Origin of the sequence: Colwellia echini, from assembly GCF_002843355.2 — a bacterium.
Lineage (GTDB): Bacteria > Pseudomonadota > Gammaproteobacteria > Enterobacterales > Alteromonadaceae > Colwellia > Colwellia echini.
Genome location: NZ_PJAI02000025.1, coordinates 1 through 23,816, shown reverse-complemented (window position 1 = coordinate 23,816; position 23,816 = coordinate 1). Strand labels below are relative to the sequence as shown.

Annotated in this window: 21 protein-coding genes and 1 rRNA gene; 16 read left to right on the top strand and 6 right to left on the bottom strand. The window is 36.0% G+C overall.

What is annotated here, in order from left to right; all coding sequences use genetic code 11:
- Positions 1–105: 105 nt before the first annotated feature.
- From CWS31_RS15575 to gdhA, 4 genes are all read left to right on the top strand, one after another.
- Positions 106–339, top strand: a complete 234-nt coding sequence (locus CWS31_RS15575; protein WP_101345298.1) for a hypothetical protein — start codon at positions 106–108, stop codon at positions 337–339.
- A gap of 375 nt (positions 340–714) precedes the next feature.
- Positions 715–2,886 (top strand): glutamine synthetase III family protein, encoded by a 2,172-nt coding sequence (locus tag CWS31_RS15570; protein WP_101345297.1) that lies wholly within the window; start codon positions 715–717, stop codon positions 2,884–2,886.
- Positions 2,887–3,572: 686 nt separating this feature from the next.
- Positions 3,573–3,953: a GreA/GreB family elongation factor gene (locus CWS31_RS15565; RefSeq protein WP_101345296.1), complete on the top strand. Its 381-nt coding sequence runs from the start codon at positions 3,573–3,575 to the stop codon at positions 3,951–3,953.
- Positions 3,954–4,281: 328 nt separating this feature from the next.
- Positions 4,282–5,634, top strand: coding sequence for an NADP-specific glutamate dehydrogenase (gene gdhA, locus CWS31_RS15560; protein ID WP_101345295.1), 1,353 nt, complete (start codon positions 4,282–4,284; stop codon positions 5,632–5,634).
- Positions 5,635–5,767: 133 nt separating this feature from the next.
- Here the strand turns inward: gdhA and typA are convergent, their stop codons facing one another.
- A complete protein-coding gene (gene typA, locus CWS31_RS15555) occupies positions 5,768–7,585 on the bottom strand; it encodes a translational GTPase TypA (protein WP_101345294.1) in 1,818 nt (605 codons plus the stop codon).
- A 619-nt stretch (positions 7,586–8,204) separates the two neighbouring features.
- Between typA and CWS31_RS15550 the strand changes: the two genes are divergently transcribed.
- The 5 genes from CWS31_RS15550 to CWS31_RS15530 all read left to right on the top strand — a co-directional run bounded on the left by CWS31_RS15550 (position 8,205) and on the right by CWS31_RS15530 (position 12,507).
- Positions 8,205–9,020, top strand: a complete 816-nt coding sequence (locus CWS31_RS15550) for a substrate-binding periplasmic protein (protein ID WP_170252909.1) — start codon at positions 8,205–8,207, stop codon at positions 9,018–9,020.
- Between the two features lie 159 nt (positions 9,021–9,179).
- Entirely contained in the window at positions 9,180–10,688 is a 1,509-nt protein-coding gene (locus CWS31_RS15545) for a COG3014 family protein (protein WP_211355850.1), read from the top strand.
- Positions 10,689–10,760: 72 nt separating this feature from the next.
- Positions 10,761–11,261, top strand: a complete 501-nt coding sequence (locus CWS31_RS15540) for a YcfL family putative periplasmic lipoprotein (RefSeq protein WP_101345292.1) — start codon at positions 10,761–10,763, stop codon at positions 11,259–11,261.
- Positions 11,262–11,343: 82 nt separating this feature from the next.
- The gene (gene lpoB, locus CWS31_RS15535) at positions 11,344–11,946 is read left to right on the top strand and encodes a penicillin-binding protein activator LpoB (RefSeq protein WP_101345291.1); all 603 of its coding nucleotides are present in this window, start codon (positions 11,344–11,346) and stop codon (positions 11,944–11,946) included.
- Between the two features lie 78 nt (positions 11,947–12,024).
- Complete coding sequence (locus tag CWS31_RS15530; RefSeq protein WP_101345290.1) at positions 12,025–12,507, top strand: outer membrane lipoprotein; 483 nt, start codon at positions 12,025–12,027, stop codon at positions 12,505–12,507.
- A gap of 460 nt (positions 12,508–12,967) precedes the next feature.
- Here CWS31_RS15530 and rpsI read toward each other — a convergent pair whose 3' ends face one another.
- The 4 genes from rpsI to CWS31_RS15510 all read right to left on the bottom strand — a co-directional run bounded on the left by rpsI (position 12,968) and on the right by CWS31_RS15510 (position 16,060).
- On the bottom strand, positions 12,968–13,360 hold the full coding sequence (gene rpsI / locus CWS31_RS15525) for a 30S ribosomal protein S9 (protein ID WP_101345289.1): 393 nt from the start codon (positions 13,358–13,360) through the stop codon (positions 12,968–12,970).
- 3 nt (positions 13,361–13,363) lie between these two features.
- Positions 13,364–13,792 (bottom strand): 50S ribosomal protein L13, encoded by a 429-nt coding sequence (gene rplM / locus CWS31_RS15520; RefSeq protein ID WP_101345288.1) that lies wholly within the window; start codon positions 13,790–13,792, stop codon positions 13,364–13,366.
- A 347-nt stretch (positions 13,793–14,139) separates the two neighbouring features.
- Positions 14,140–15,492, bottom strand: a complete 1,353-nt coding sequence (locus CWS31_RS15515; protein WP_101345287.1) for an O-antigen ligase family protein — start codon at positions 15,490–15,492, stop codon at positions 14,140–14,142.
- Between the two features lie 130 nt (positions 15,493–15,622).
- Positions 15,623–16,060 carry a pilin gene (locus tag CWS31_RS15510; protein WP_425457532.1) on the bottom strand — a complete coding sequence of 146 codons (438 nt, stop codon included), beginning with the start codon at positions 16,058–16,060 and terminating at the stop codon, positions 15,623–15,625.
- A 457-nt stretch (positions 16,061–16,517) separates the two neighbouring features.
- On the opposite strand from CWS31_RS15510, the gene CWS31_RS17960 reads away from it, so the two are divergent.
- The 7 genes from CWS31_RS17960 to yacG all read left to right on the top strand — a co-directional run bounded on the left by CWS31_RS17960 (position 16,518) and on the right by yacG (position 23,214).
- On the top strand, positions 16,518–16,964 hold the full coding sequence (locus tag CWS31_RS17960) for a pilin (protein ID WP_342780246.1): 447 nt from the start codon (positions 16,518–16,520) through the stop codon (positions 16,962–16,964).
- Positions 16,965–17,244: 280 nt separating this feature from the next.
- Positions 17,245–18,945: a type IV-A pilus assembly ATPase PilB gene (gene pilB / locus CWS31_RS15500; protein WP_101345286.1), complete on the top strand. Its 1,701-nt coding sequence runs from the start codon at positions 17,245–17,247 to the stop codon at positions 18,943–18,945.
- Between the two features lie 127 nt (positions 18,946–19,072).
- Positions 19,073–20,329: a type II secretion system F family protein gene (locus CWS31_RS15495; RefSeq protein ID WP_101345285.1), complete on the top strand. Its 1,257-nt coding sequence runs from the start codon at positions 19,073–19,075 to the stop codon at positions 20,327–20,329.
- 171 nt (positions 20,330–20,500) lie between these two features.
- Positions 20,501–21,346 (top strand): prepilin peptidase, encoded by an 846-nt coding sequence (locus CWS31_RS15490; RefSeq protein ID WP_101345564.1) that lies wholly within the window; start codon positions 20,501–20,503, stop codon positions 21,344–21,346.
- A 93-nt stretch (positions 21,347–21,439) separates the two neighbouring features.
- Positions 21,440–22,048: a dephospho-CoA kinase gene (gene coaE, locus CWS31_RS15485; RefSeq protein WP_101345284.1), complete on the top strand. Its 609-nt coding sequence runs from the start codon at positions 21,440–21,442 to the stop codon at positions 22,046–22,048.
- Positions 22,049–22,104: 56 nt separating this feature from the next.
- Complete coding sequence (gene zapD, locus CWS31_RS15480) at positions 22,105–22,857, top strand: cell division protein ZapD (RefSeq protein ID WP_101345283.1); 753 nt, start codon at positions 22,105–22,107, stop codon at positions 22,855–22,857.
- Positions 22,858–22,977: 120 nt separating this feature from the next.
- Complete coding sequence (gene yacG, locus CWS31_RS15475) at positions 22,978–23,214, top strand: DNA gyrase inhibitor YacG (protein ID WP_101345282.1); 237 nt, start codon at positions 22,978–22,980, stop codon at positions 23,212–23,214.
- Positions 23,215–23,724: 510 nt separating this feature from the next.
- Here yacG and rrf read toward each other — a convergent pair.
- Positions 23,725–23,816 (bottom strand): 5S ribosomal RNA (gene rrf, locus CWS31_RS15470); the annotation flags it as partial.

The following is a 23,816-nucleotide window of genomic DNA, read 5'->3' as shown; positions in this document are numbered from 1 at the left end:
AAGAGGCAGGCTTCAGAGTTATTGAAACAAGCACTTTCAAGTAGAACAGATACATACTTACGATAAACAAGTAAGCATACTATTAAATAACAATTGGATCAGACTATGACAAGACAAGGCTCGACGGGCAATGTAATAGCGGCATTATGTAATGTTTTTTTCCCAGGCTTAGGACAACTCATTCAAGGTCGTCCTCTGGCTGCATTAATTTTTGCTATAGTCTGTGTCGGTGGTTATGCACTATGGTGGCTAGTAGTGCCCGCAATTATTGCAGCCGTATTTCAAATTTGGGCAATTATTGATGCCGCAACCTACCAAGGTGAGAATTCATTAAGGTAGCGAAATATCTCACGGTCATACACTAGTAAATATATTCCTTTAGTATTATTTCCGTAAAATAATACTAAAGTGAGATAACAAAATAAGTGAAATAGCAGCAACTTTTACTACAGATTAGTAAATAACTATATTATCTGCGTATATTTATATAATATAAAAGCCTCTCAACCATATTCCAGTCCAATTTATTGTGCTAAATATGTATAAAGAAAATTATATTTTAAAAGTACATCGAAAAAATGTACTCAATTTTAATATTTGGTCTGCTTATTGCAGTGTATTTATAAAAATTAATATTAAAAATTAAGGCTGATAATGGTGAAACATTTAAGCCGATACGTTACAACCTTTAATCTATAAGCCCAGGAGCCTATAATGAGTGGAAACCAAACCCGTCTTCAAGCGATTGACCAAATCACTAATCGTGCACCATTATCGTTCAACATGACTGAACCGTTGAACCAAATTTGGGCAACAGACGTTTTTAATTTACAAAAAATGGAAGAAGCAATTTCCAAAAAAGCTTATAAAGCTATTAAAAATACTATTCAATCTGGTGCTGCATTAGATAATGCTACAGCAGATATTGTTGCTGCAGCGATGAAAGATTGGGCTTTATCAAAAGGTGCTAAATTTTTCTCTCACGTTTTCTACCCAATGACTAACATTACCGCAGAAAAGCATGATGCATTCATCTTGACTAACTCTGAAGGTAACGCAATCAATGAATTTACTGGTAGCTTGTTAATTAAAGGCGAACCAGATGGTTCTTCTTTCCCTAACGGTAGCTTACGTATGACTAACGCTGCGCGTGGTTATACAGCATGGGATCCAACAAGCCCTGCATATATTCAGCATACAGCGAATGGCGCAACGCTAATGATTCCAAGTGTATTCATGTCTTGGACTGGTGAAGCACTAGATAAAAAAATTCCATTATTGCGATCAAACGCAGCAATGAACGATGCAGCACAAAAAGTACTTAAATTAATGGGCGAAACAGAAATTGCCGATTTAAATTCAAGTGCTGGTCCTGAGCAAGAATATTTCTTAGTAGACTCAAACTTTGCTAATGCACGTCCTGATTTATTATTAGCTGGCCGTACTTTATTTGGTGCTGCTCCTGCTAAAGGTCAACAGTTTGATGATCATTACTTCGGTGCTATCCCAGCACGCGTTCAAGTATTCATGCAAGACTTCGAAGACAAATTATACCGTTTAGGTATCCCGGCTAAAACACATCATAACGAAGTAGCGCCAGGTCAATTTGAAATTGCGCCTTATTATGGTGCAGCGAACGTTGGTGCCGATCAACAACAATTGTTGATGACTATGATGAAGCAAACAGCCAAAGAACATGGCTTCTTATGTTTGTTACATGAAAAACCTTTTGCTGGTGTTAATGGCTCAGGCAAACACGTTAACTGGTCTGTTGGTAACAGCACACAAGGTAACTTACTTGATCCAGGTAAAACTCCTCATTCTAACTTACAGTTCTTATTATTCTGTGGTGCTGTAATTCGTGGCGTACATAAATTTGGTCCATTATTACGTGCTGTTATTGCTTCAGCCGGTAACGATCATCGTTTAGGTGCTAACGAAGCTCCACCAGCTATTCTTTCTGTTTACTTAGGTGACCAATTAGAAAAAGTATTTGAAGAAATCAAAACAGGTAAACTTACTTGTTCTACTGATGGCGGCGAAATGGACTTAGGTCTTTCTCAAATTCTTAACTTTGACCGTGATCCAGGCGATCGTAACCGTACGTCTCCTTTCGCATTCACTGGTAACCGTTTTGAGTTCCGTGCCGTTGGTTCTGAGCAATCAGTTTCTGGTCCATTAGTTGCAATGAACACTATGCTTGCTGACTCATTAGAATGGATTGCTGGCAAATTAGAAGAAGCATTAAAAACTCAAGATCAAACTGCAGCTGTTATCACTGTATTGAAAGAGTTAATGGAATTACACGGTAATGCAGTATTTGGCGGTGACGGTTACTCTGCAGAGTGGCATAAAATGGCTGTTGAAGAGCGTGGTTTATTAAACTTACCAACTTCTGCTGATGCTTTACCACATTTACTTTCTGAAGAAACAAAAGGCTTATTCGAGCGTACTGGTGTTTTATCTCCAGTAGAACTAGAAAGTCGTTACGAAGTATATGCCGAGCAATATAACTTAGCGATTGAAGTTGAAGCTAAATTAGTAAGCGACATTGCAACAACTAAGATCTACCCTGCTGCAATTGCTTACTTATCTGATCTAACTCATGCATCTGCTACATCAATTGATTTAGGCATTGAATTAGATTCTAGTGTTGCTAAGAAAGTAGCTGCACATATTAATGGCTTAATGACTGCAGTAGCTAAAATTGATAGTGAAGTTGCTAAACATGACTTTGCAGACACTGAAGCTCATATGCGTCACAGCGCTGATGTTATTTGTCCATTAATGGCTGAAGCTCGTGAACACGGTGATGCTTTAGAAATGTTAGTAGCTGATGACTTATGGCCATTACCTAAGTATTCAGAAATGTTATTCATTAAGTAATTACTTTATAAATAAGTTATTGAATGAGTATATTGAGTACTCATTCATGAATAACCAAAAAGAGCCGCCATGGCTCTTTTTTTATGCCTGATGTTTAAGTTAAGTCGTTGACGTGTAGCTGGCTACACGAACCTGTGAAAATGCAGTATAAATTTCAAACAAGTGTTGCCTTTAGATTCATTTAACACGCATTTACTCTTTGTTGCTCGCTTTTAAATACTCGCGTCGCAAATAAATACGTTTTAAATTGAATAAAACTTTAACCCTGAAAAATCAACAGACCCTATAAATAGTACTTGTTTTTATTTTTATAAAAGATATTATCGAAGCATATTACATAATTTTATGTTTAATCTAATCGAATGTTTGAACACTACAGCCAAATCAAGAACAACTTACTTACCTTACCAAATTAAGCCGAACGTACTTTTACGTTCGGCGTTTTCCCCTGCTTAAATTCTTAATTACTTTATAACGTTACTTTTTAATATTCGTTCGGCTGGAGAATTAGCTGTGCTTAAACATTCTTAACCAGTGATTAACCGAGCAAATAACCGAGCAAATAACCGACTAAGTTATCAGAGTTTACTTAAGGTAAAACAACTTTAAATTATGTCCCATTACTAGAGGACAGAATGATATGAGGGATATTTCCCTTTTTAGAATTTATAAAAGATGAGAAAAAAATGGAAGAACAACCAGAAATTACTATTTCAACTGTCGATCTAGCTGCTTTAGAATTGCAGATAGAAAAATCAAACTTACCACATGACTTAGTCGCAGCCTTAGAAGATGAGTTAGCAAGAGCGACTATAGTTAAAAGTAAAGATATGCCGACTAATGTTGTTATGATTGGTAGTCAAGTTACCTTTAAAATTTTGGCTAGCCAAAAAATATTCACTAAAACCTTATGCTTTGCTCATGATATCGCAAAATACGATGACAGCATTTCCATATTTGCCCCTATTGGCTCTGCGTTACTAGGGTTAAGAACTGGTCAATGCATTAAATGGCAAACTCAACAAGGATTACAATCAGTCGAAATAATTGATGTAAAACAAATATAACCATGTTTAAGTGCATAATCGTTACCCGTTAAATTAAGTTTTACTACTTTTTTGATTAGGTATCTGTACTGCACCTTTTGATTAAATAACCTGAGTTTGGGATAATGAAATTGTAAAGTATAAAAATATCAACTACTTGTATTCACGTATCTACAATAGTTTTAATTATTCGTAGTACAAGGCGGGAAAGCGAAGCCAATAACGGGTTATTGGGAGCTATCAAAACGCAGTAATACGGATAATTAAGGCTGTTGTAGCATTTTGCTTATCCCGAATTCAGGTTAAATATAAAAGCAACTTACCTCACTTAAAAAATACAAGGGTTTATATGTCATATATTCAAGAAACGATTACCGAATTAAAGAAAAGCAGCCCCGCACAAGGTGAATTTTATCAAGCTGTTGAAGAAGTATTAAATTCATTAGAGCCGTTATTAAGTGCCAACGAGCATTACCAAAAACAAGCTATTATCCAACGTATGGTTGAACCTGAACGCCAACTCATGTTTCGCGTTCCATGGGTTGATGATGCTGGTAACATTCAAATTAATAAAGGCTACCGAGTAGAATTTAACTCTGCATTAGGCCCATACAAAGGCGGACTTCGTTTTCATCCCTCAGTAAACGCCGGTATTATTAAGTTTTTAGGTTTTGAACAAATTTTTAAAAATGCCTTAACTGGTTTGCCAATTGGCGCAGGAAAAGGCGGATCTAACTTTAATCCTAAAGGAAGAAGTGACGCTGAGATCATGCGTTTTTGTCAATCGTTTATGACCGAGCTTTATCGTCATATTGGTCCAACAACCGATGTTCCTGCAGGAGATATCGGTGTTGGTGCCCGAGAAATTGGTTATATGTTCGGCCAATACAAACGTCTAACTGGTCGTTATGAAGGAGTATTAACAGGTAAAAGTTTACTCTGGGGCGGTTCATTAGTGCGCAAAGAAGCGACTGGTTATGGAGCAGTATATTTTGCTGATTATATGTTAAACAGTCGCGGCGCAAGTTTACAAGGCAGGCAGTGCTTAGTTTCTGGTTCAGGTAATGTGGCTATTTACGCCATGGAAAAATTGTATCAATTAGGTGCTACGCCAATTGCCTGTAGTGACTCTTCTGGTACCTTATATCATTCCGCAGGGATTAAACTGGCTGAAGTTAAAAGACTAAAAGAAGTAAACCGTTCATCATTAATGAATTATCTTCAAACTTATCCTGATGCTGAATTTACACCGACAATCAACTACCCAGAAGATGGGCATGCTATTTGGCGTTATACTGCCGATGCCGCTTTTCCTTGCGCTACCCAAAACGAATTAACCCTAACAGATGCAAACGCCTTATTGAATAATGGTTGTAACCTTGTTTGTGAGGGCGCAAATATGCCATCAACAGCAGAAGCGGTTGATGCATTTATAGATGCAGGAATCTCTTACGGACCAGGTAAAGCCGCAAATGCAGGCGGTGTAGCTACAAGTCAATTAGAAATGGCACAAAACGCCAGTATGCAAAAGTGGTCGTTTGAACAAGTGGATGAGCAACTGCAGCAAATAATGAAAGATATTTTTATTAGCGCTAGTGAAACAGCTAAAGAATTCGGCCAAGAAAATAACTTAGTGCTAGGTGCAAACATTGCTGGCTTTAGACGCGTAGCCGATGCAATGATTGAACAAGGAGTTGTATAAATAACCTTTATCAACATCATATAACAAACAAAGGTAGTAGATACAAAAAGGGTCGATTAGCATAACTAATCGACCCTTTTTTAATAAGTAATATTTATTAACGCAGGTTATTCTCTAACGTTAATAGCAACGCTTACTTAGCACCACGACCTTCACGTTTACGATCATTTTCTTTTAAAGATTTTTTACGTATACGGATACTTTCAGGTGTTACTTCAACTAATTCATCGTTATCGATAAATTCTAACGCTTGCTCTAACGACATGATAATAGGCGGCGTTAATGTTTGCGCTTCATCAGTACCTGATGAACGAACGTTAGTTAATTGCTTACCTTTAAGCGCGTTAACAGTTAAATCGTTATCGCGGCTATGAATACCAATAATTTGACCTTCATAAATATCAATACCGTGACCAATTAACATACGACCACGAGATTGTAAGTTAAAGATAGCGTTAGTTAAGGCTTTACCAGTAGCGTTAGCAATCATTACACCATTTTTACGTTGACCAATTTCGCCACCCTTGTGAGGGCCGTATTCAAAGAATGTATGGTAAATTAAACCAGAGCCAGATGTTAAAGTCATGAATTCAGTTTGGAAACCAATTAAACCACGGCTAGGCATGATGAAATCCATACGGATACGACCAGTACCATCTGGTGCCATATCTGTTAATTCAGCTTTACGAACACCCATTCTTTCCATGATAGGACCTTGATGTTGTTCTTCAACATCAATCGTTACTGTTTCATATGGTTCTTGTAACTGACCATTTTCTTCACGGATAATAACTTCAGGACGAGATACCGCTAACTCAAAACCTTCACGACGCATGTTTTCAATTAAAATACCTAAGTGAAGTTCACCACGGCCAGATACTTTAAATTTATCAGCATCTTCTAATTGTTCAACACGTAAAGCAACGTTATGAATTAATTCTTTTTCTAAACGATCTTTGATGTTACGTGACGTTACAAACTTACCTTCTTTACCACAAAATGGTGAAGTGTTAACTTGGAATGTCATGTTAATAGTTGGTTCATCAACAGAAAGTGCAGGTAAACCTTCAACTTCTGATGGACAACAAATCGTATCAGATATTTTTAATTCACCTAAACCAGTGATTGCAATGATATCACCAGCAAAACCTTCAGCAACATCTAAACGCTCAAGACCTAAGTAACCAAATACTTTACCTACTTTAGCGTTATGAACGCCGCCGCTAGCTAATTGAATAGTTACTTGTTGATTTGGTTTAACACTACCACGAGTAATACGACCAACACCAATTACGCCCAAGTATGAACTGTAATCAAGTTGAGAAATTTGCATTTGGAATGGACCTTCAGGATCCACAGCCGGTGCAGGAACTTCTTTAAGAATAGTTTCAAATAAAGGAGTCATGCTAGTGCCAACTTCGCCTTCTTCAAGCGTAGCCCAACCATTAATAGCTGAAGCGTAAACAACTTTAAAATCAAGCTGTTCATCTGTTGCGCCAAGGTTATCAAATAATTCGAAAACTTGATCCATAACCCAATCAGGGCGAGCACCAGGCTTATCAATTTTATTGATTACAACAATTGGCTTTAAACCTTGAGCAAACGCTTTCTTCGTTACGAAGCGCGTTTGTGGCATAGGACCTTCTTGTGCATCAACAATAAGTAGTACAGAGTCTACCATTGACATTACACGCTCAACTTCACCACCAAAATCGGCATGGCCAGGAGTATCTACAATGTTTACACGGTAGCCGTCCCAGTTGATAGCTGTGTTTTTAGCTAAGATTGTGATACCACGTTCTTTCTCGATGTCATTCGAGTCCATTGTACGTTCTTCTAGACCGCCACGTGTGTCTAAAGTACCAGATTGCTCTAATAACTTATCAACTAAAGTGGTTTTTCCGTGGTCAACGTGAGCAATAATTGCCACATTTCTTAATTTATCTAACACAGGCGTTACTCGCTGTTACTAACGTTTATGATTACTTTAAAGAAGTTTCAAGCAAATAAACGAATAGGGCTATAATTGGCGCGCATTATACAGTTTTTTCGGCTAAAAAGAAAACACTAAAATACAGGATAAGTCATTCATTTCTCAACTGACTATAATTGCACTACTCATTATTAATACCAAGCGGTAAAGAAATGAGGTTAACTAGGGTATGGCGGGCATATCACCCTATTTTAGGGTTGGTTCAATGCGATTTTATTCACAAAAAATTCATTTAAAAAAACAGTATCAGTTAATATTTGAATTCAAGTTTGCCATTGCGCACTACAATTTTATTTTACATTACCCCCACAAAGTGCACTAATGTACAATTTTATTAATATAAAGCTAATGTAAAACTGAATTAAAACCATAAAATTACTCTCTAAGTTATATCTAAATTATAGAAGTTGTCTAAACTTACAATAATTCCGATTATTTTGTGGTTTTACTGTACGAAATAAATTAGAAAGATCAACCAACTCTATTACTATGCCGCCAACCTATAACAATAAAAAAGGTCATAATGATTAAAGCAGCCCACCTATTCCAACTCGTTATCCTTATCCTTATACTTAGTATGCCTAAAGGATACGCCATAGATACTGTAAAAATACTCAAACCTTTGTTAGGTCACGATAAAAGATCCAAACATAAAGATGAAATAGTACTGCGTTCTTTACAAGTGACAGAAGAAGAGTACGGTCCCTACAAATTTGAAACAATTGATGGCAATATGACGCCAGGCAGAGCCTTAATTTCTATACAAGATGGTGAAATGATAAATACTTTTATCATACCAAGTAACGACGAATGGGACGCGCATGCGATTGCGATTAAAATACCAGTTAGGCAAGGTTTATTAAGTTATCGATTACTATTAGTTAATAAAGCGAATCTAGATAAATTTAGTAAAGTAAAAACATTGGCAGACTTAAGCCAGCTTACCGCTGGTTTACATAATGGTTGGGTTACCACAAGTATTTTTAAAGCCGCGGGAATGAAAACTTTAACAGCACACAATTATGAAGGTTTATTTCTCATGTTATCTAGAAATCGATTTGATTATATTCCAAGAGCCATATATGAAATTTATGATGAACTTCATACCCGTAAATCAGAATTGAAGGATATAGTCGTCGAACCTACTCTGGCTTTGTATTTACCTATGGTAACTTATGTTTATGTATCTCCTAAAGAGCCTCGCTTAGCCAAACGCATAGAAGCAGGCTTACGAATATTAATAGCTTCTGGAGAAATCAACACTATATTAAATAAGTATTATGCTGAAGATATAGCACGAGCAGATTTAAGCAATAGAACTATTATCAAAATAGACAATCCCAACTTTGAAGCCAAAGAATTATTACAAAATCAAAGTTTATGGCTTGAGTAGCCAATTCATTACTTATTGCTCACCTTTCTATTAATTATTTGTTCTTCCTTTAACCAAATTAAAGCGTATTATTTAAGAATAATATTCGCTACTACTGCTGCTTACATTTTTAAATATTTTGTGCCTTGCTATCTAGCACCAACAAGATAAGCTATTAATATGCTAAATAAACTTCTAAAAGTCTCAACCTACCTGTTACTCTCTTCAGTGATCAGTGCTTGCTCGTCAACTGGTTTTGGCGATATGTTCAGTAATTACAATCAACAAATGCAAAGCGTTAAAGCTGCACAAAAGCGTGGCGACTTCCAACAAGCTATCTCTTTAGTACCATTACGCAGTGAGGGTGACGGCACCTACAGTTTAAGTCTATTAGAAAAGGGGAGATTAGAATACCTTGCCAGTAATTGGTTACTCAGCCAAGAAAACTTCGAAGTAGTATATCAACAAGTTCGTGAGCAAGAGCAAGCAGCAAAAATACAAATAAGCCGTGGTGTTGAAAACGTAGCCTCGGTGGTAAGTAATGATAATGCTATTAGATACGACATCCCGTATTATGAACAGAGTATGTTAAATTCTTATCAAGCATTAAATTACTTGAATAATAATGATCTCTCTGGCGCTTTGGTCGAAATTCGCCGTGCTAACCTAGTACAAAACAAGGCATTAAAAACAAACCAACAAGCTATTGAAGAAAGCCAACAAAAAATGGCGAATAAAGGACTTAGCCAACAAAATTTAGATAGCAGATATCCATCGCAGAACAATGTTATAGGTAACGTAAAAAATGGCTTTCAAAATGCTTATACCTTTTACTTATCTGGGGTGCTCTATGAAGCGGCAGGACAAAGTAATGACGCATATATAGATTATAAAAAAGCATTGGAAATTTATCCCACTAACACCGTACTGCAAAAAGACGTTTGGCGTTTAGCAAACCAATTAGGGATGAATGATGACATTCAACGTTTTAATAAACACTTTGCTGGTGATATTACTCAACCCCAACCAACCATCACTCAAGCCAGCACAACTGAAAACTCCAGTGCACAAATAAAACCTACTGATGATACTTCGCTATCAAGTGAGACTTCTATCACAACAAGCGGTCAACTTATTATTATAGTGGAACAAGGCATCATCAACAGTAAACAAGAAGTTTCATTCAACCTCCCCTTATACATCAACCGAGATGTACGTTTTTATAGTGTTGCTTTACCTATTTACCCTGATCAGTTACAGCGATACCCAGGACTGTCGCTAAGTTATCAAGGACAGCAATATCATTCCGAAGAAATAGTACGCCTGCAATCACTTGCCGCTAAACAATTACAAGACCAAATGCCTGCAATTGTCACCAGACAAATTGTCAGGCTTGTGGCAAAAGAGCAAATAAGACAAGAAATGGCACGAAAAGGTGGTGATATAGGTAATATTCTTGCCAACCTTTATAATATTGTTTCTGAAAAAGCCGATACTCGGAGCTGGAGTACATTACCCGATAGTATTGAAATACTTAAGCTTGATTTAGCAACAGGCCAACATGTGCTTGATTTAAACGTAAATGGCATTAAACGTACCATAACGGTAAATATTAACCAAGATAGGCAGACCTTAGTAACCTTAACCTCAATCGACAAGTATACTAATTATCAGAGTGTTAACCTTTAGTTTTATCAACCATTTATTACTAAGACAATAAAACAACACAGCAAACATTCATTTAACATGGAGTATTACACAATGAAAAAACAGACTAAACAACACCCTAGCACAACAGCTTTTAATGCGGTATCACTAACCAAACCAGTAACTCTGATCGTGCTTTTATCTGCCATGTTAATAGTTACTGGCTGTAAAAACATCCCACCAGTTACTTCCGGTGTTGGCACAGACCAAATAGCACCAGGGCAGAAATTTGAAAAACACTTACAAGTAGATAACCCTGATTTAGGCAAAAAACTGCACATCAGTGATATAAGATCCCGCACTAACAATGACTTACTTGAAATTAATTTATCACTCACCAGTACCTATAAAAAAACACTGCACTTACAATATCAATTCACTTGGTTTGATAAAGATGGCTTTATTATAGAGGCTGGCAAAAGTCCTTGGCAACCGCTTGACCTACACGGCATGCAAACCGCAACAGTGCCTGGTTTAGCGCCAACAACAAAAGCTGCAACCTTTAAAATTTATATACGCGAAGTAGCTGAGCAATATTTCAAGTTTGCTGATTAAAAAATACTAGCTACCCGACAAAGCCCTCGGCTTAACATACACAAAATAATAAACTTAACATTACCCAATAAAGGAAATAACCATGAACAAATTGATAATGATCACCAGTGTTGCCCTAACACTTACCCTTGTTGCTGGCTGTACCAATAAATCTGTAGTGCGTTACGGTGATGCAAATGCAGTAGAAACAACTAACATTGACTTTGGCTCAACTGACCTACAAAAAGTTGCCGGTGAAATGACAGACTCACTATTAGTCTCGCCAGTTATTGGTACATTAACCGCTAATAATCGTCCTATCTTGTTTGTTGAAAGTATCAAAAATAAAACCAGCGAGCATATAGACACAGAATCTATTACCGACTCTATATCAACTAAATTATTACGTTCAGGTAAATTTAGGTTTGTAGATATGAGTCGAGTTGCTGCTGCTCGTAAACAGCTTGATTACCAACAAAGTAGTGGCATGGTTGACCCAAGTAAAGCCATGCAATTTGGTAAGCAAGTTGGCGCTCAATATATGCTATATGGCAACTTAGCCAGTATTGTTAAATCTAACCAAGATCAGTCAGACGTTTATTACAAATTTACCTTACGTTTAATGGATTTAGAAAGTGGCTTGGTAGAATGGGCTGATGAAACCGAAATCCGTAAAACTAAAGGTAAAGAGTTCGTTAGCTGGTAACAACTTTGCTAGTAGTAATCTAACTAGTGATTACTGCCTAGAGTAAGCTGTTAACACCAAAATAAAATAGGTATCAATATGAAATCGCTATTATTAACAAGTATTACTTTAATTACATTCCTCTTTAGCTTTGCGGCAACAGCAGGTTATGAAAGAAACAAAGCCGTACCTGTAGAACAAGTATTGTTTGGCACGGTTGTTTCTGCCAGAAACATCAGCCAAGAAGAATTAATTGAAGATAAAAATAGCGGTTGGAAAACCTTTGGCGGCGCATTAATCGGCGGCGTCATAGGTAATCAATTCGGAGGCGGTAGTGGTCGAACTATTGCCACAGTTTTAGGTACGCTTATTGGTGGCCGAATTGCTAACAATAACAGTCAAGCGCAAATAATTGTGATTAATTTAGTCGAGTTAATGATCCAACTTGATTGCAACGAACAACAATGCCAACAATACATGGTAATTCAAGACTATGATCCGCAAATGGTATTTCATAAACAAGATGCTGTAAGAATGGTTTATTTAACTGATGGCAGCGTTCGAATTGATAAGCAATTTTAACCACACACTAACATCTACCCACACCAACAATGTTATAAACGCCTTATACCAGCTTCTATAATGATTGTTTCAAACATAAAAAAACCGACAAAAGTCGGTTTTTCAAATCTACAAATTCTAACTATTCTGGATTTTAACAAAGCCGTCAAGTTGTGCGCTCCTGCTTACATTTAGGTAACAGTGGTTACCTAAGTGATTGGAGCAAACAACGCAGACAATGCCGTAAAAATTCTGAATATAACTAAATTACGCATATTCCTTTACGCAAATCTTCTTTGATTTTAAGACATAAAAAAACCGACAAAAGTCGGTTTTTCAAATCTAAAAATTCTAACTATTCTGGATTTTAACAAAGCCGTCAAGTTGTGCGCTCCTGCTTACATTTAGGTAACAGCGTTTACCTAAGTGATTGGAGTAAACAACGCAGACAATGCCGTAAAAATTCTGAATAGGACGAATTTTAACGTTTTGAGAATTGTGGTTTCTTACGTGCTTTATGTAAGCCCACTTTCTTACGCTCAACTTTACGCGCATCACGAGTAACGAAACCAGCTTTACGTAGTTCACTACGTAATGTTTCATCAAACTCCATTAATGCACGAGTTACGCCGTGACGAATCGCGCCAGCTTGACCAGAAATACCACCACCAATTACAGAGATGTTAAAGTCAAACTTTTCAAGCATGCCAACTAATTCTAATGGTTGACGAACAACCATACGAGCAGTTTCACGACCGAAGTATTCAGAGATGTCACGTTTGTTAATTGTAATTGCACCGTTACCAGCTTTCATGAACACACGAGCAGTAGAGCTCTTGCGACGACCAGTACCGTAATATTGATTATCAGCCATTGCTTAAAGCTCCAAAAGTTGTGGTTGTTGTGCAGTATGTTGATGTTCAGTACCAGCATACACTTTTAATTTGCGGAACATTTCACGACCTAAAGGACCTTTAGGTAACATGCCTTTAACTGCAATTTCAAGTACGCGCTCTGGTGCTTTTTCAATTAACTTTTCAAAGCTAATTTGCTTAAGACCGCCAACGAAACCGGTATGCGAGTAGTAAATTTTACCTTTCGCTTTGTTACCTGTTACACGTACTTTCTCAGCATTGATAACAACGATGTAATCGCCAGTATCTACATGAGGAGTATATTCTGCTTTATGCTTACCGCGTAAACGGCTTGCTATTTCAGTGGCTATACGACCTAAAGTTTTATCTTCGGCGTCCACTAAGAACCATTCGCGTTGTACGCTTGCTGGTTTTGCTACAAAAGTTTTCATTAAAAAACCCAATTTTATAAATGTTACTTAAATGACAATAAAAGAATCTACTTAAAGTAAAAGCTAAATTATCGGTTAAATGGACTACGCCATTGCCCCTTCGAGCATCGAGCCCAGCGCCACTGTTTATGAGGAACTGCCTACTTAAAAGTAGAAAGAAACGTCCAAACAATAGGCTTTTGTAACGTAGGGAGCGCGGATTATACAGAAATTTGTAGTAAAGATCACCCTTATTATCTAAAAAAATCATTTATATTTATTTGCAGTGAAAAACTAGACTGAAGACTCTAAGTGCTAAATTAACGAATAAATTAAACTGATGATTTCATATAAAAGCATAATAATCATTACTCTCTTTTTCCTACCGACCAAAACCTTGGTCCATGGGTATAACCGTCGTCAGGATTTATTAAGTTGTAAAAATAAAAGGCACTATAAAAATAATAAATTATAAAACTGATCACAAAAACGATAAGTACAAGCTTTAACCCATGATTTTTTAAACTAGTCAGTGATAATCGTGAATTTGTTCTTGCTAATAAAAGGCCCCACAAAATAAAAAACAAGGTTTGTGGTACTGGCATTACAAGTACCCCAGATACTAAAGAGTATACTCCTCCCGACAACCAAGAATAAAAAACAACCGCTGTTATACTGTCTTTGTTATGTGATTTTAAATGCTTATAAGCGTTATGTGCTGTTGAAAAGACTAATGAAATAATTATTGCCATTGCTAAAATCCCCCACTCTTCAAGTATTTCCAAAATACTATTATGAGGGTGGCTTAATGGGCCATGACCAGGAAAAGAAAAACCATAAATACCTGGGCCGGTACCTATGAGCAAGTGAGATAGTTTCAATTGGCTGAAAATATCAACCCACATATCGAAACGACCTGAAGTAGTACCTTTAATTTTAATGCCACTTGACTGGTAAAAAAACTCTAAAATAATATAAATAGCTAAAACAAACACGCTGATAATAAAAGCTAATCTCACCTCTTTTTTATAAGACTTATTGGTTAAATATATAAAGAATAAAATTGTAAACCATACCAAACATGTCCCTCTTGCTTTTCCTAAAAACATTAAATAGATATTAAGCCCAATCATAAATATTATGACTTTACGGGCATTAGGTATTTTAACAAGCAATAATAACAACGGTAAAATAAAAACTTGTACTTGATTGAAATGCCTAATATTAATAAACCCTGAATAGACAATATATACACTAATATCGACACCTTCTGTTACCGAAAAAATAATATTCAATAAACAAATTAAAAGCAGCGAAATATGTGCAGCAACTAAACAATAAATAAATAACAAGGAGCTTTGTTTTGACTGACGCTGATTAACATACAGTAACAGGGTGAATAGTAATAAAAAATGAGTTGTATATAATAAGCTAAATTGGGTTTCATTTCCTAGTAGCGACGATAATATACCTAAAATTAAAAAGACTGCTATTAAGTAAATTATTTTGCTATCAAGATAAAAAGTTGTTTTTTTGCGCGTTAAAAGTTGAGTTGAGAATAGCATACCAACAAAAGTGAGTAATGCTATTTGCCAAATGCGTTGATGGTTGTGATAGTCAAAAGAAAAGATAGGTAGTAATGGTAATAATGTCAAAAAACAAAAAATGATAATAGGCAAAAAACTAATATGTAAGGCAAATATCGTTTTATTGAAATTCATTTCTTTTCTCAAATTGAAAATAATTAACTCAATTGAAGTTATTGCATATTTATAACGTAGTTAATAATATACAAGATAAAAAAAACGCCCCTAATTAGGGGCGTTTTAGTAAAGTTAACTAGTTATATAATTAAGATTGTGGGCAAGACTTAGGAGCTAAACTCCCATCAGTTGCATCAACGGTTGCACATGTCCAAGCTCCTTGCACTGTTCTAGTCCAAGTTAAAGTAGCACCTGATACCTGTGTAGGCGCATTTTGTATTGCACAATCTAGAGTCGCTACACCAGCATTTACAGTTAACGTAATATTACAATTACCTGTTGTTGCTTGTAATCCAATATCAGCAAGAGTTGGTGTTAAATTACCCTGATTTAACTGTATTTCTACACCTGTTTTACCACCTGAAATTTCAGCTAAACCTGCTGTCATTTTAGAACTTGCTTGATAATCTGAGTAAGCAGGTAAGGCTACTGCTGCTAGAATACCAATGATTGCAACAACAATCATTAATTCAATAAGGGTAAAACCTTTTTGTGTACTTTTTTTCATTTGTTGTAAGTTTTTCATAATTTAAGTTTCCATTTTTATATTTATAGGGGGCTAACTGCATATTGCGACAAAATTTCAGAAATGTAAAACTTTGTTACGACTTTTTTCTATTATTTTTTTTACTGATTTATCACTAAAGAACCTTTTTAACTTATTATTAACTAAGGGTTAACTTATAATGATACCGAAAATTAAGTCATTTAAAATGATATGTCAATATAGTAACTGATAATTATCGCTTTTATCCTTACCAAAAATAGAACTACTTATTTTAGTTACTTTCTCAAGCACCTTTAGACAAGTAAACTATCAATAATAAAATAATTGCATATACTGGAATTAAATATATGAAAAACATATGAACATTAATAAAAAGCTCTGTATTTAGTTGCCATGAATAACCATGCACTATTAATTTTCTAATATTTCAGTACACTTTAGCTAACACTTAAAGAAACATATTACACAGTGGTAAATGATGAAAAGCTTAAAGCATACAAAAAAACATACCCCTCATGGATTTACACTCATTGAATTAATGATCGTTGTTGCAGTCATTGGTATTTTAGCGGCTATAGCATTACCTGCTTATTCAGATTATCAAGCTAGCTCTAAGATGCTGGCTGGTTTGGCTGAAATTACGGGGGGTAAAACTCAGTTTGAAATGTTAGTAAGTGATGGTGCTTCTGGAGATTTTGCTGATATATCAGGTTTAAATAGCATTCAAAATGCAACTACCCGAAATTGCACTATAACAGCAATAAATACTCTTGGGGTGGGCCATATAAAGTGTGTGGTTTTAAATGCACCATCTCAAGTTAATGGTAAATACGTACAATGGAATCGTATCGCTAGCGGTGAATGGAAATGTGTATCTGATGCCGACTCAAGCTATTTGCCAAAGATCTGCACAGCGCCATAACGGCAGATACATTAATAGCTAATTTTAACAGCTAATATTGTACACTTAACCTTGTTTACTATTAAACTTGGTTATAATTTAGCGATATTAGTATTGCTTAGTTATATAAAAGTTAGTTATGTAAATATCTTGTATTGTTTATCCAACATGATTGAAACAATCTTATTTAAAACATTCTCATACATTATGATAAATCTCTTGATGTTTTTATCACAGAATCGGTTACACTGATGAATAATAACGACTACTTTACTATTTCAAAAAGGTTATCTCTATAGTTATGAAAGGCAATCATCAGCAATCAAGCGTATTATCTGCGCTATCAAAACAAAACCTTATTTCAATAGACGCTATAGATGATATTGCAGAAGACTTTATCGGTAAAAACAAACCTTTTATTCGTTACTTAATCGAAAACCAAGATCTTAACCCAATCAATATTGCCAGAGTCCTATCTAAAAGCTTTGGTTATCCACAAATCCAACTTAACCATTTTGATACCAGTTTGATGCCAGAAGGTATTAGAAATGAAAAACTGATAACTAAACATAATGCACTGCCTTTATATTTACGTGGCAAAGTACTTTTTGTTGCCATGTCAGACCCAACTAATTTAGATGCTCTTGAAGAAATTCAATTTAACACTGGTTACAGCACAGAATTAGTATTATGTGATGATAAAAGTTTACAAGCTTGTATTGAAAGAGTATTGGAAGACGAGAGTGAGGCTCTTGATATTAGTGATGCTGACTCTGATGAGCTAGCAGGTATTGATGTAGAAGATACTGCGAAAGAAGAAAATAATGCAAGTAGTGAAGATGATGCACCTATTGTTGTTTTTATCAATAAAATATTACTCGATGCTATTAAAAAAGGGGCTTCAGATTTACATTTTGAACCTTATGAAAAATCTTTCCGTATTCGGTTTCGTATTGATGGTATTTTAGCTGAGATTGCTCGACCACCAGTAACCCTAGCTTCACGTATGGCAGCTCGTCTTAAAGTTATGTCTAAACTTGATATTGCCGAACGTCGCGTGCCACAAGATGGGCGAATTAAACTGGCTTTATCAAAGAAAAAATCCATTGATTTTCGTGTAAGCACCCTACCCACTATGTGGGGTGAAAAAATTGTAATGCGTATACTCGATTCTTCTAGCGCAATGCTAGGTATTGATATGTTGGGTTATGAACCTGAACAGAAAGAAATATACATGGAAGCGCTAGACCAACCACAAGGGATGATATTAGTCACTGGTCCTACAGGCTCTGGTAAAACGGTTTCACTTTATACAGGTTTAAATATTCTTAACACCCAAGAGCGCAATATATCTACCGCCGAAGATCCTGTAGAGATTAACCTTGAAGGTATTAACCAAGTACAAATTAATGTTCGTGCCGGTTTAACTTTCCCTAGTGCTTTACGCTCTTTCTTACGTCAAGATCCTGATATTGTTATGGTAGGTGAAATTCGAGATTTAGAAACGGCAGAAATAGCGATTAAAGCCGCACAAACTGGTCACTTGGTATTATCAACACTACATACCAACTCAGCTGCTGAAACCTTAACCCGTTTACTTAACATGGGCGTGCCATCGTATAACGTTGCGAGTTCGGTTTCTATTATCATTGCCCAGCGGCTTGCGCGTCGATTATGCCCGCAATGTAGAGAGCCTGAAGAATTAACCGAAATGCAATTAGCCGAACAAGGCTTCCCTGCTGATAAATTATCAGAAATAAAATTATTTAAACCCGTTGGCTGTACTCATTGCACTGCTGGCTATAAAGGCCGAGTAGGTATTTACGAAGTAATAAAAATTAGCCCTACCATTGCCTCAATTATTATGGAGGGTGGTAACTCGCTAGATATTGCACAACAATGTCAAAAAGAAGGTTATAACAATTTACGTCAATCAGGCCTGAAAAAAGCCATGAGTGGCATGACAAGTTTGGCAGAAGTTAACCGAGTTACAACGGCCTAAGGCCAAACAACCAATAGACTAGCAGTTAAACGAAAAATCGGTTAACTTAGATTAATATACAAAAATTATAAAGGATTCATTAGCGCAGAATAACAGCTAAATGAGTCGCATCAGAGCAAGGTTAACTATGGCTATTACAAAAACTAAAAAATCAGCTAAAGACAAAAATAAGGTTAAAGAACTTGATATTTTTATCTGGCACGGAGTTAACCGTAAAGGTAAAAAAGTCGATGGTGAATTACCTGCCAATAATATAATTGAACTTAAAGCCCAATTACGTAAACAGGGTATCACCCCTAGTCGTGTTAAAAAGAAACCAAAGCCTTTATTCGGTTTAAGTGGTGATCCTGCCATTACTCAAGCTCACATTGCTGTTTTAACTAGACAAATCGCGACTATGCTCGGCGCTGGTGTACCTTTAGTACAAACATTAGAAATGATCGGCAAAGGGCACGATAATGGAAAAATGCGTAAATTACTTGGTGATATAACAGTTAATCTTTCATCGGGTATTCCATTATCTGATAGTCTACGAGAGCACCCTTTGTTTTTTGACGACCTATATTGTGATTTAGTAGCTTCAGGTGAGCAATCAGGGGCGTTAGAAACTATATTCGGCCGAATTGCTACTTATAAAGAAAAAGCAGAAGCGTTAAAAAGTAAAATCAAAAAAGCAATGACTTATCCTATTGCAGTCTTAATTATTGCAGCAATTGTAACCTCAATTCTGTTAATATTTGTAGTACCTGTATTTCAAGAAATATTTGCAGGTTTTGGTGCAGAGCTTCCTGCATTTACACTTTTTGTAATTAGTATTTCTGATTTTATGCAAGCATATTGGTATCTAGGCCTTGCTGCAATGTTTGTTGCTGGTTTTTTATTCAAAAGGGCTTATAGAAACAGCCAGGCACTTCGCGATAAAGTTGATATATTAATTTTAAAACTCCCTATCATTGGTGTTTTATTAGAAAAAGCAGCCGTTGCACGCTACGCACGTACTTTATCAACTACTTTCGCTGCGGGTGTAAATTTAATTGATGCGCTAGACTCCGCTGCTGGAGCTTCTGGTAATGCGGTATTTAGAGATGCTATTTTAGAAGTAAAAGCAGAAGTATCTTCGGGTATGCAAATGAACTTAGCGATGCGTAACTGTAAGATATTCCCTGATATGGTTATTCAAATGGTTGCCATTGGTGAAGAATCGGGTGCTGTTGATGATATGTTATCTAAAGTAGCAAATGTTTATGAACAACAAGTCGATGATGCTGTAGATGGTTTAACTGCACTTTTAGAACCTATGATTATGGCCGTATTAGGTGTTGTAATTGGCGGGTTAATCATCGCCATGTACTTACCAATATTCCAATTAGGAAAAGTTATTTAACCACATTATAAAACCACTTGAAGATTAATGACAGAGTGTAAGATCACACTCTGTTATACTCACTTACCGTCTCCTCTCTTAATAATAGCGACACAATCAAAGGTGCTTCCCTTGCTCGATAACATCACGTATTTTTTTTCTACCTTAACTACTTTATTTCAACAATCACCTATGTTGTTTTACACCACTATTGGCTTAATATCATTAGCTATAGGCAGCTTTCTTAACGTTGTCATTTATCGCACACCAAAAATGATGGAATATACTTGGTACCATGAATGTCGAGAATTCCTAGCTGATGAAGTAGCGGATATCAAACCTAAAGAAATGACTGCCGTTACCTTATCTAAACCAGACTCTACTTGCCCCAATTGTAATCATAAAATTCGTTACTATGAAAATATCCCTGTATTCAGTTGGTTATTTTTAAAAGGTAAATGCAGTAACTGCGCTAATAAAATATCTGCTCGTTATCCACTGATTGAATTATCAACCATGTTGTTAAGCTTAGTGGTTGCTAATCACTTTGGCCCTACATTAGCTACCTTTTGGGTATTACTACTAACCTGGTCATTAATTTCTCTAACCATGATTGATTTTGATCACATGTTATTACCTGATCAAATAACATTGCCTTTATTATGGCTAGGCTTACTGATAAATATTAATGGTGCTTTTACACCATTAACTGATGCGGTAATTGGCGCGGCAGTAGGTTACATGAGTTTATTCTTAGTTTTTTGGTTATTCAAATTATTAACTGGCAAAGAAGGTATGGGCTTTGGCGATTTTAAATTATTTGCTGTTTTTGGCGCTTGGGTGGGTTGGCAATTATTGCCACTACTTATTTTAATGGCTTCTGTCGTTGGTGCTATTGTAGGTATTGCTTTGTTATTATTTAAAAATCATCAAAAAGAACAAGGAATACCTTTTGGCCCATATTTAGCTATTGCAGGGTGGATCACACTTTTATGGGGTGAAGGTATTTGGGCTTGGTATTTACAAACCATCTCTTAACCTATCGCATCCCTAATTAACAATAACTATTATAAAGAAACAAAGCAGTTTTAATGATTAACTTAACACTAACCTACATAAGTTACCTATACCATGTCTAAACTCGTTATTGGTTTAACTGGTGGAATTGCTAGTGGTAAAACAACCATAACCGATCAATTTAATAAGTTAGGCATAGATATTATTGATGCTGATATCATTGCCAGGCAAGTAGTTGCAGTTAATAGCCCAGCCTTAGCTCAAATATCAAACCATTTTGGTGATGAATATATTTTGCCCGACGGCCAACTCAATAGAAACTTACTACGTAACAGAATATTCGCTAATGAAGCTGATAAATTATGGCTAAACAACTTATTGCACCCGTTGATTCGTAATAACATTATCAATCAAACCAAAACAGCTAATAGTGATTACTGTATTTTAGTTGCACCTTTGCTCATTGAGAATAAACTTAATCAATTAGTTGATAGAGTATTAGTAGTTGATGTTAGTGAAAAGTTACAAATAGAACGAACCATGTTAAGAGACAATAGCTCTGAGGAAGTTGTAAAAGCTATTATCGCCAGTCAAGTAACTCGTTCTGAACGACTTAAACAGGCAGATGATGTTATTAATAATGATGACTTAACGCCTAGCCAACTTATACAACAAATTAACTCTCTCGATAAAAAGTATATAGCCTTGACAAAAATGGTTTAAAAATCAACAATACTTAATTAATCTTCATTTCAAGATAACGGCCCTCAAATCTCTATATGTCTACGGTATTATATGAACACCCGCTCAATGAGCGTATTAGAAGTTACCTAAAACTTGAGCAATTTTTTGCTCAGACATATTCATGTCTTAATAATAACCTGCCGATAAAAACTAGCCACCAAGTATTTTTCACTGCATTATTTTCTATTATCGATACGCTAGAGCGTAATGATTTACGTGGCGATTTAATTAAAGATTTAGAAAAGCTAGAGCAAAACTTAGTAATATGGTCACAAGCACCCAATATAGATACTAGTGCACTTGATGTAAATCTTACTGAAACCGTTAAATTGGTTTCGCGATTACGAATCCCGCAGCCAATGTGGTTTAAATTGAAAGAAGATAAACTGTTAGCCTGTTTAAAGCAGCGTTTTGCTATACAAGGAGGTAGTGCTAGTTTTGATTTACCTCAGCTTCACTTTTGGCTTCATCAAGATGAAACTGAAATTAAGCAAGAGATGCAGCAATGGCTTAACTTGCTCACAGATATATCTTCTTCACTAGCATTAGTACTTAAATTTATTCGACAGAGAGCTGAGTTTGAAGCCGTAGAAGTCGATAGCGGCTTCTATCAAGATAATGGCGAAGGCTTAGTATTATTACGTATAAAATTAGCTTCTGACGCTCCTTATTATCCAACAGTAAGTGGCAATAAGTTTCGCTATTCAATTCGATTTATGTTGCCATGCCAATATACAGGTCGTCGCTACGCCAACCAATCTACAAAATTTCAATTAGCCCGCTGTTAATCACCTCTAGTTTAAATCTATTATATGATCCAACATCATAATCGTCGAACAGCAATGATTCCAAGTCTTAACCTTTAGTGTATAATTGTTTGTTATTACCCATTGAATAAGTAAATCATCATGACTTTAAAAGTATCTTGTCCACAATGTAAAAGCGAAGTTATTTGGCAAGCAAGTAGTGAATTTAGACCTTTCTGTAGTAAACGCTGTCAGTTAATAGACCTTGGTGAATGGGCAGAAGAAAATCATAAAATAAGTCAGAACATACAACCTGATGCAATGCTAACTGAAGAAATGCTAGATGCGATGGAAGATGAATTTTTAATGAATAATAAATTCTTTGTTGAGCCTGAATAAAACAAATACTTTAGAATAATACAACTAATAGTTCGTTTGAAATTATCTAACCGCGTAAATGATTCTATCAAGAAGCTATCCAACGTAGGCGTAAATTTATTCACGCTAATCTACCATGCAATATTTACTACCGCGCGATTCTTAACTGGGGTAATCGAATCCATTAAACACGTCATATCTTCATCAATACGTTGAAGTAAAACTACGTTTTGTTGTCACCTGCAAGGCAGCTTCCTACTCGGTATTTTTTAAATGCTAAAGCCAAGAGTCTAAATATTTTCAGCCTACAGCACGGCGTAGGAGGCTGCCCTGCAGGCGAAAAGATTAGAGCACCTGAATGTTTATGTCTCGTATATTTATCTATCAATAAGTTGAGTTAAGTAACAACAAAAAACTACGTTTTTTGTGTCACCTGCAGGGCAGCTTCCTACGTGGTATTTTTTAAATGCTAAAAAGCAAAAAGCCCGCAACAATGTTGCGGGCTTTTCAGAGCTTTCGCTCAAATTAGAAGTCTAGCAATGTCCTACTCTCACATGGGAACTCCCACACTACCATCGGCGCAACTGCGTTTCACTTCTGAGTTCGGAATGGATTCAGGTGGG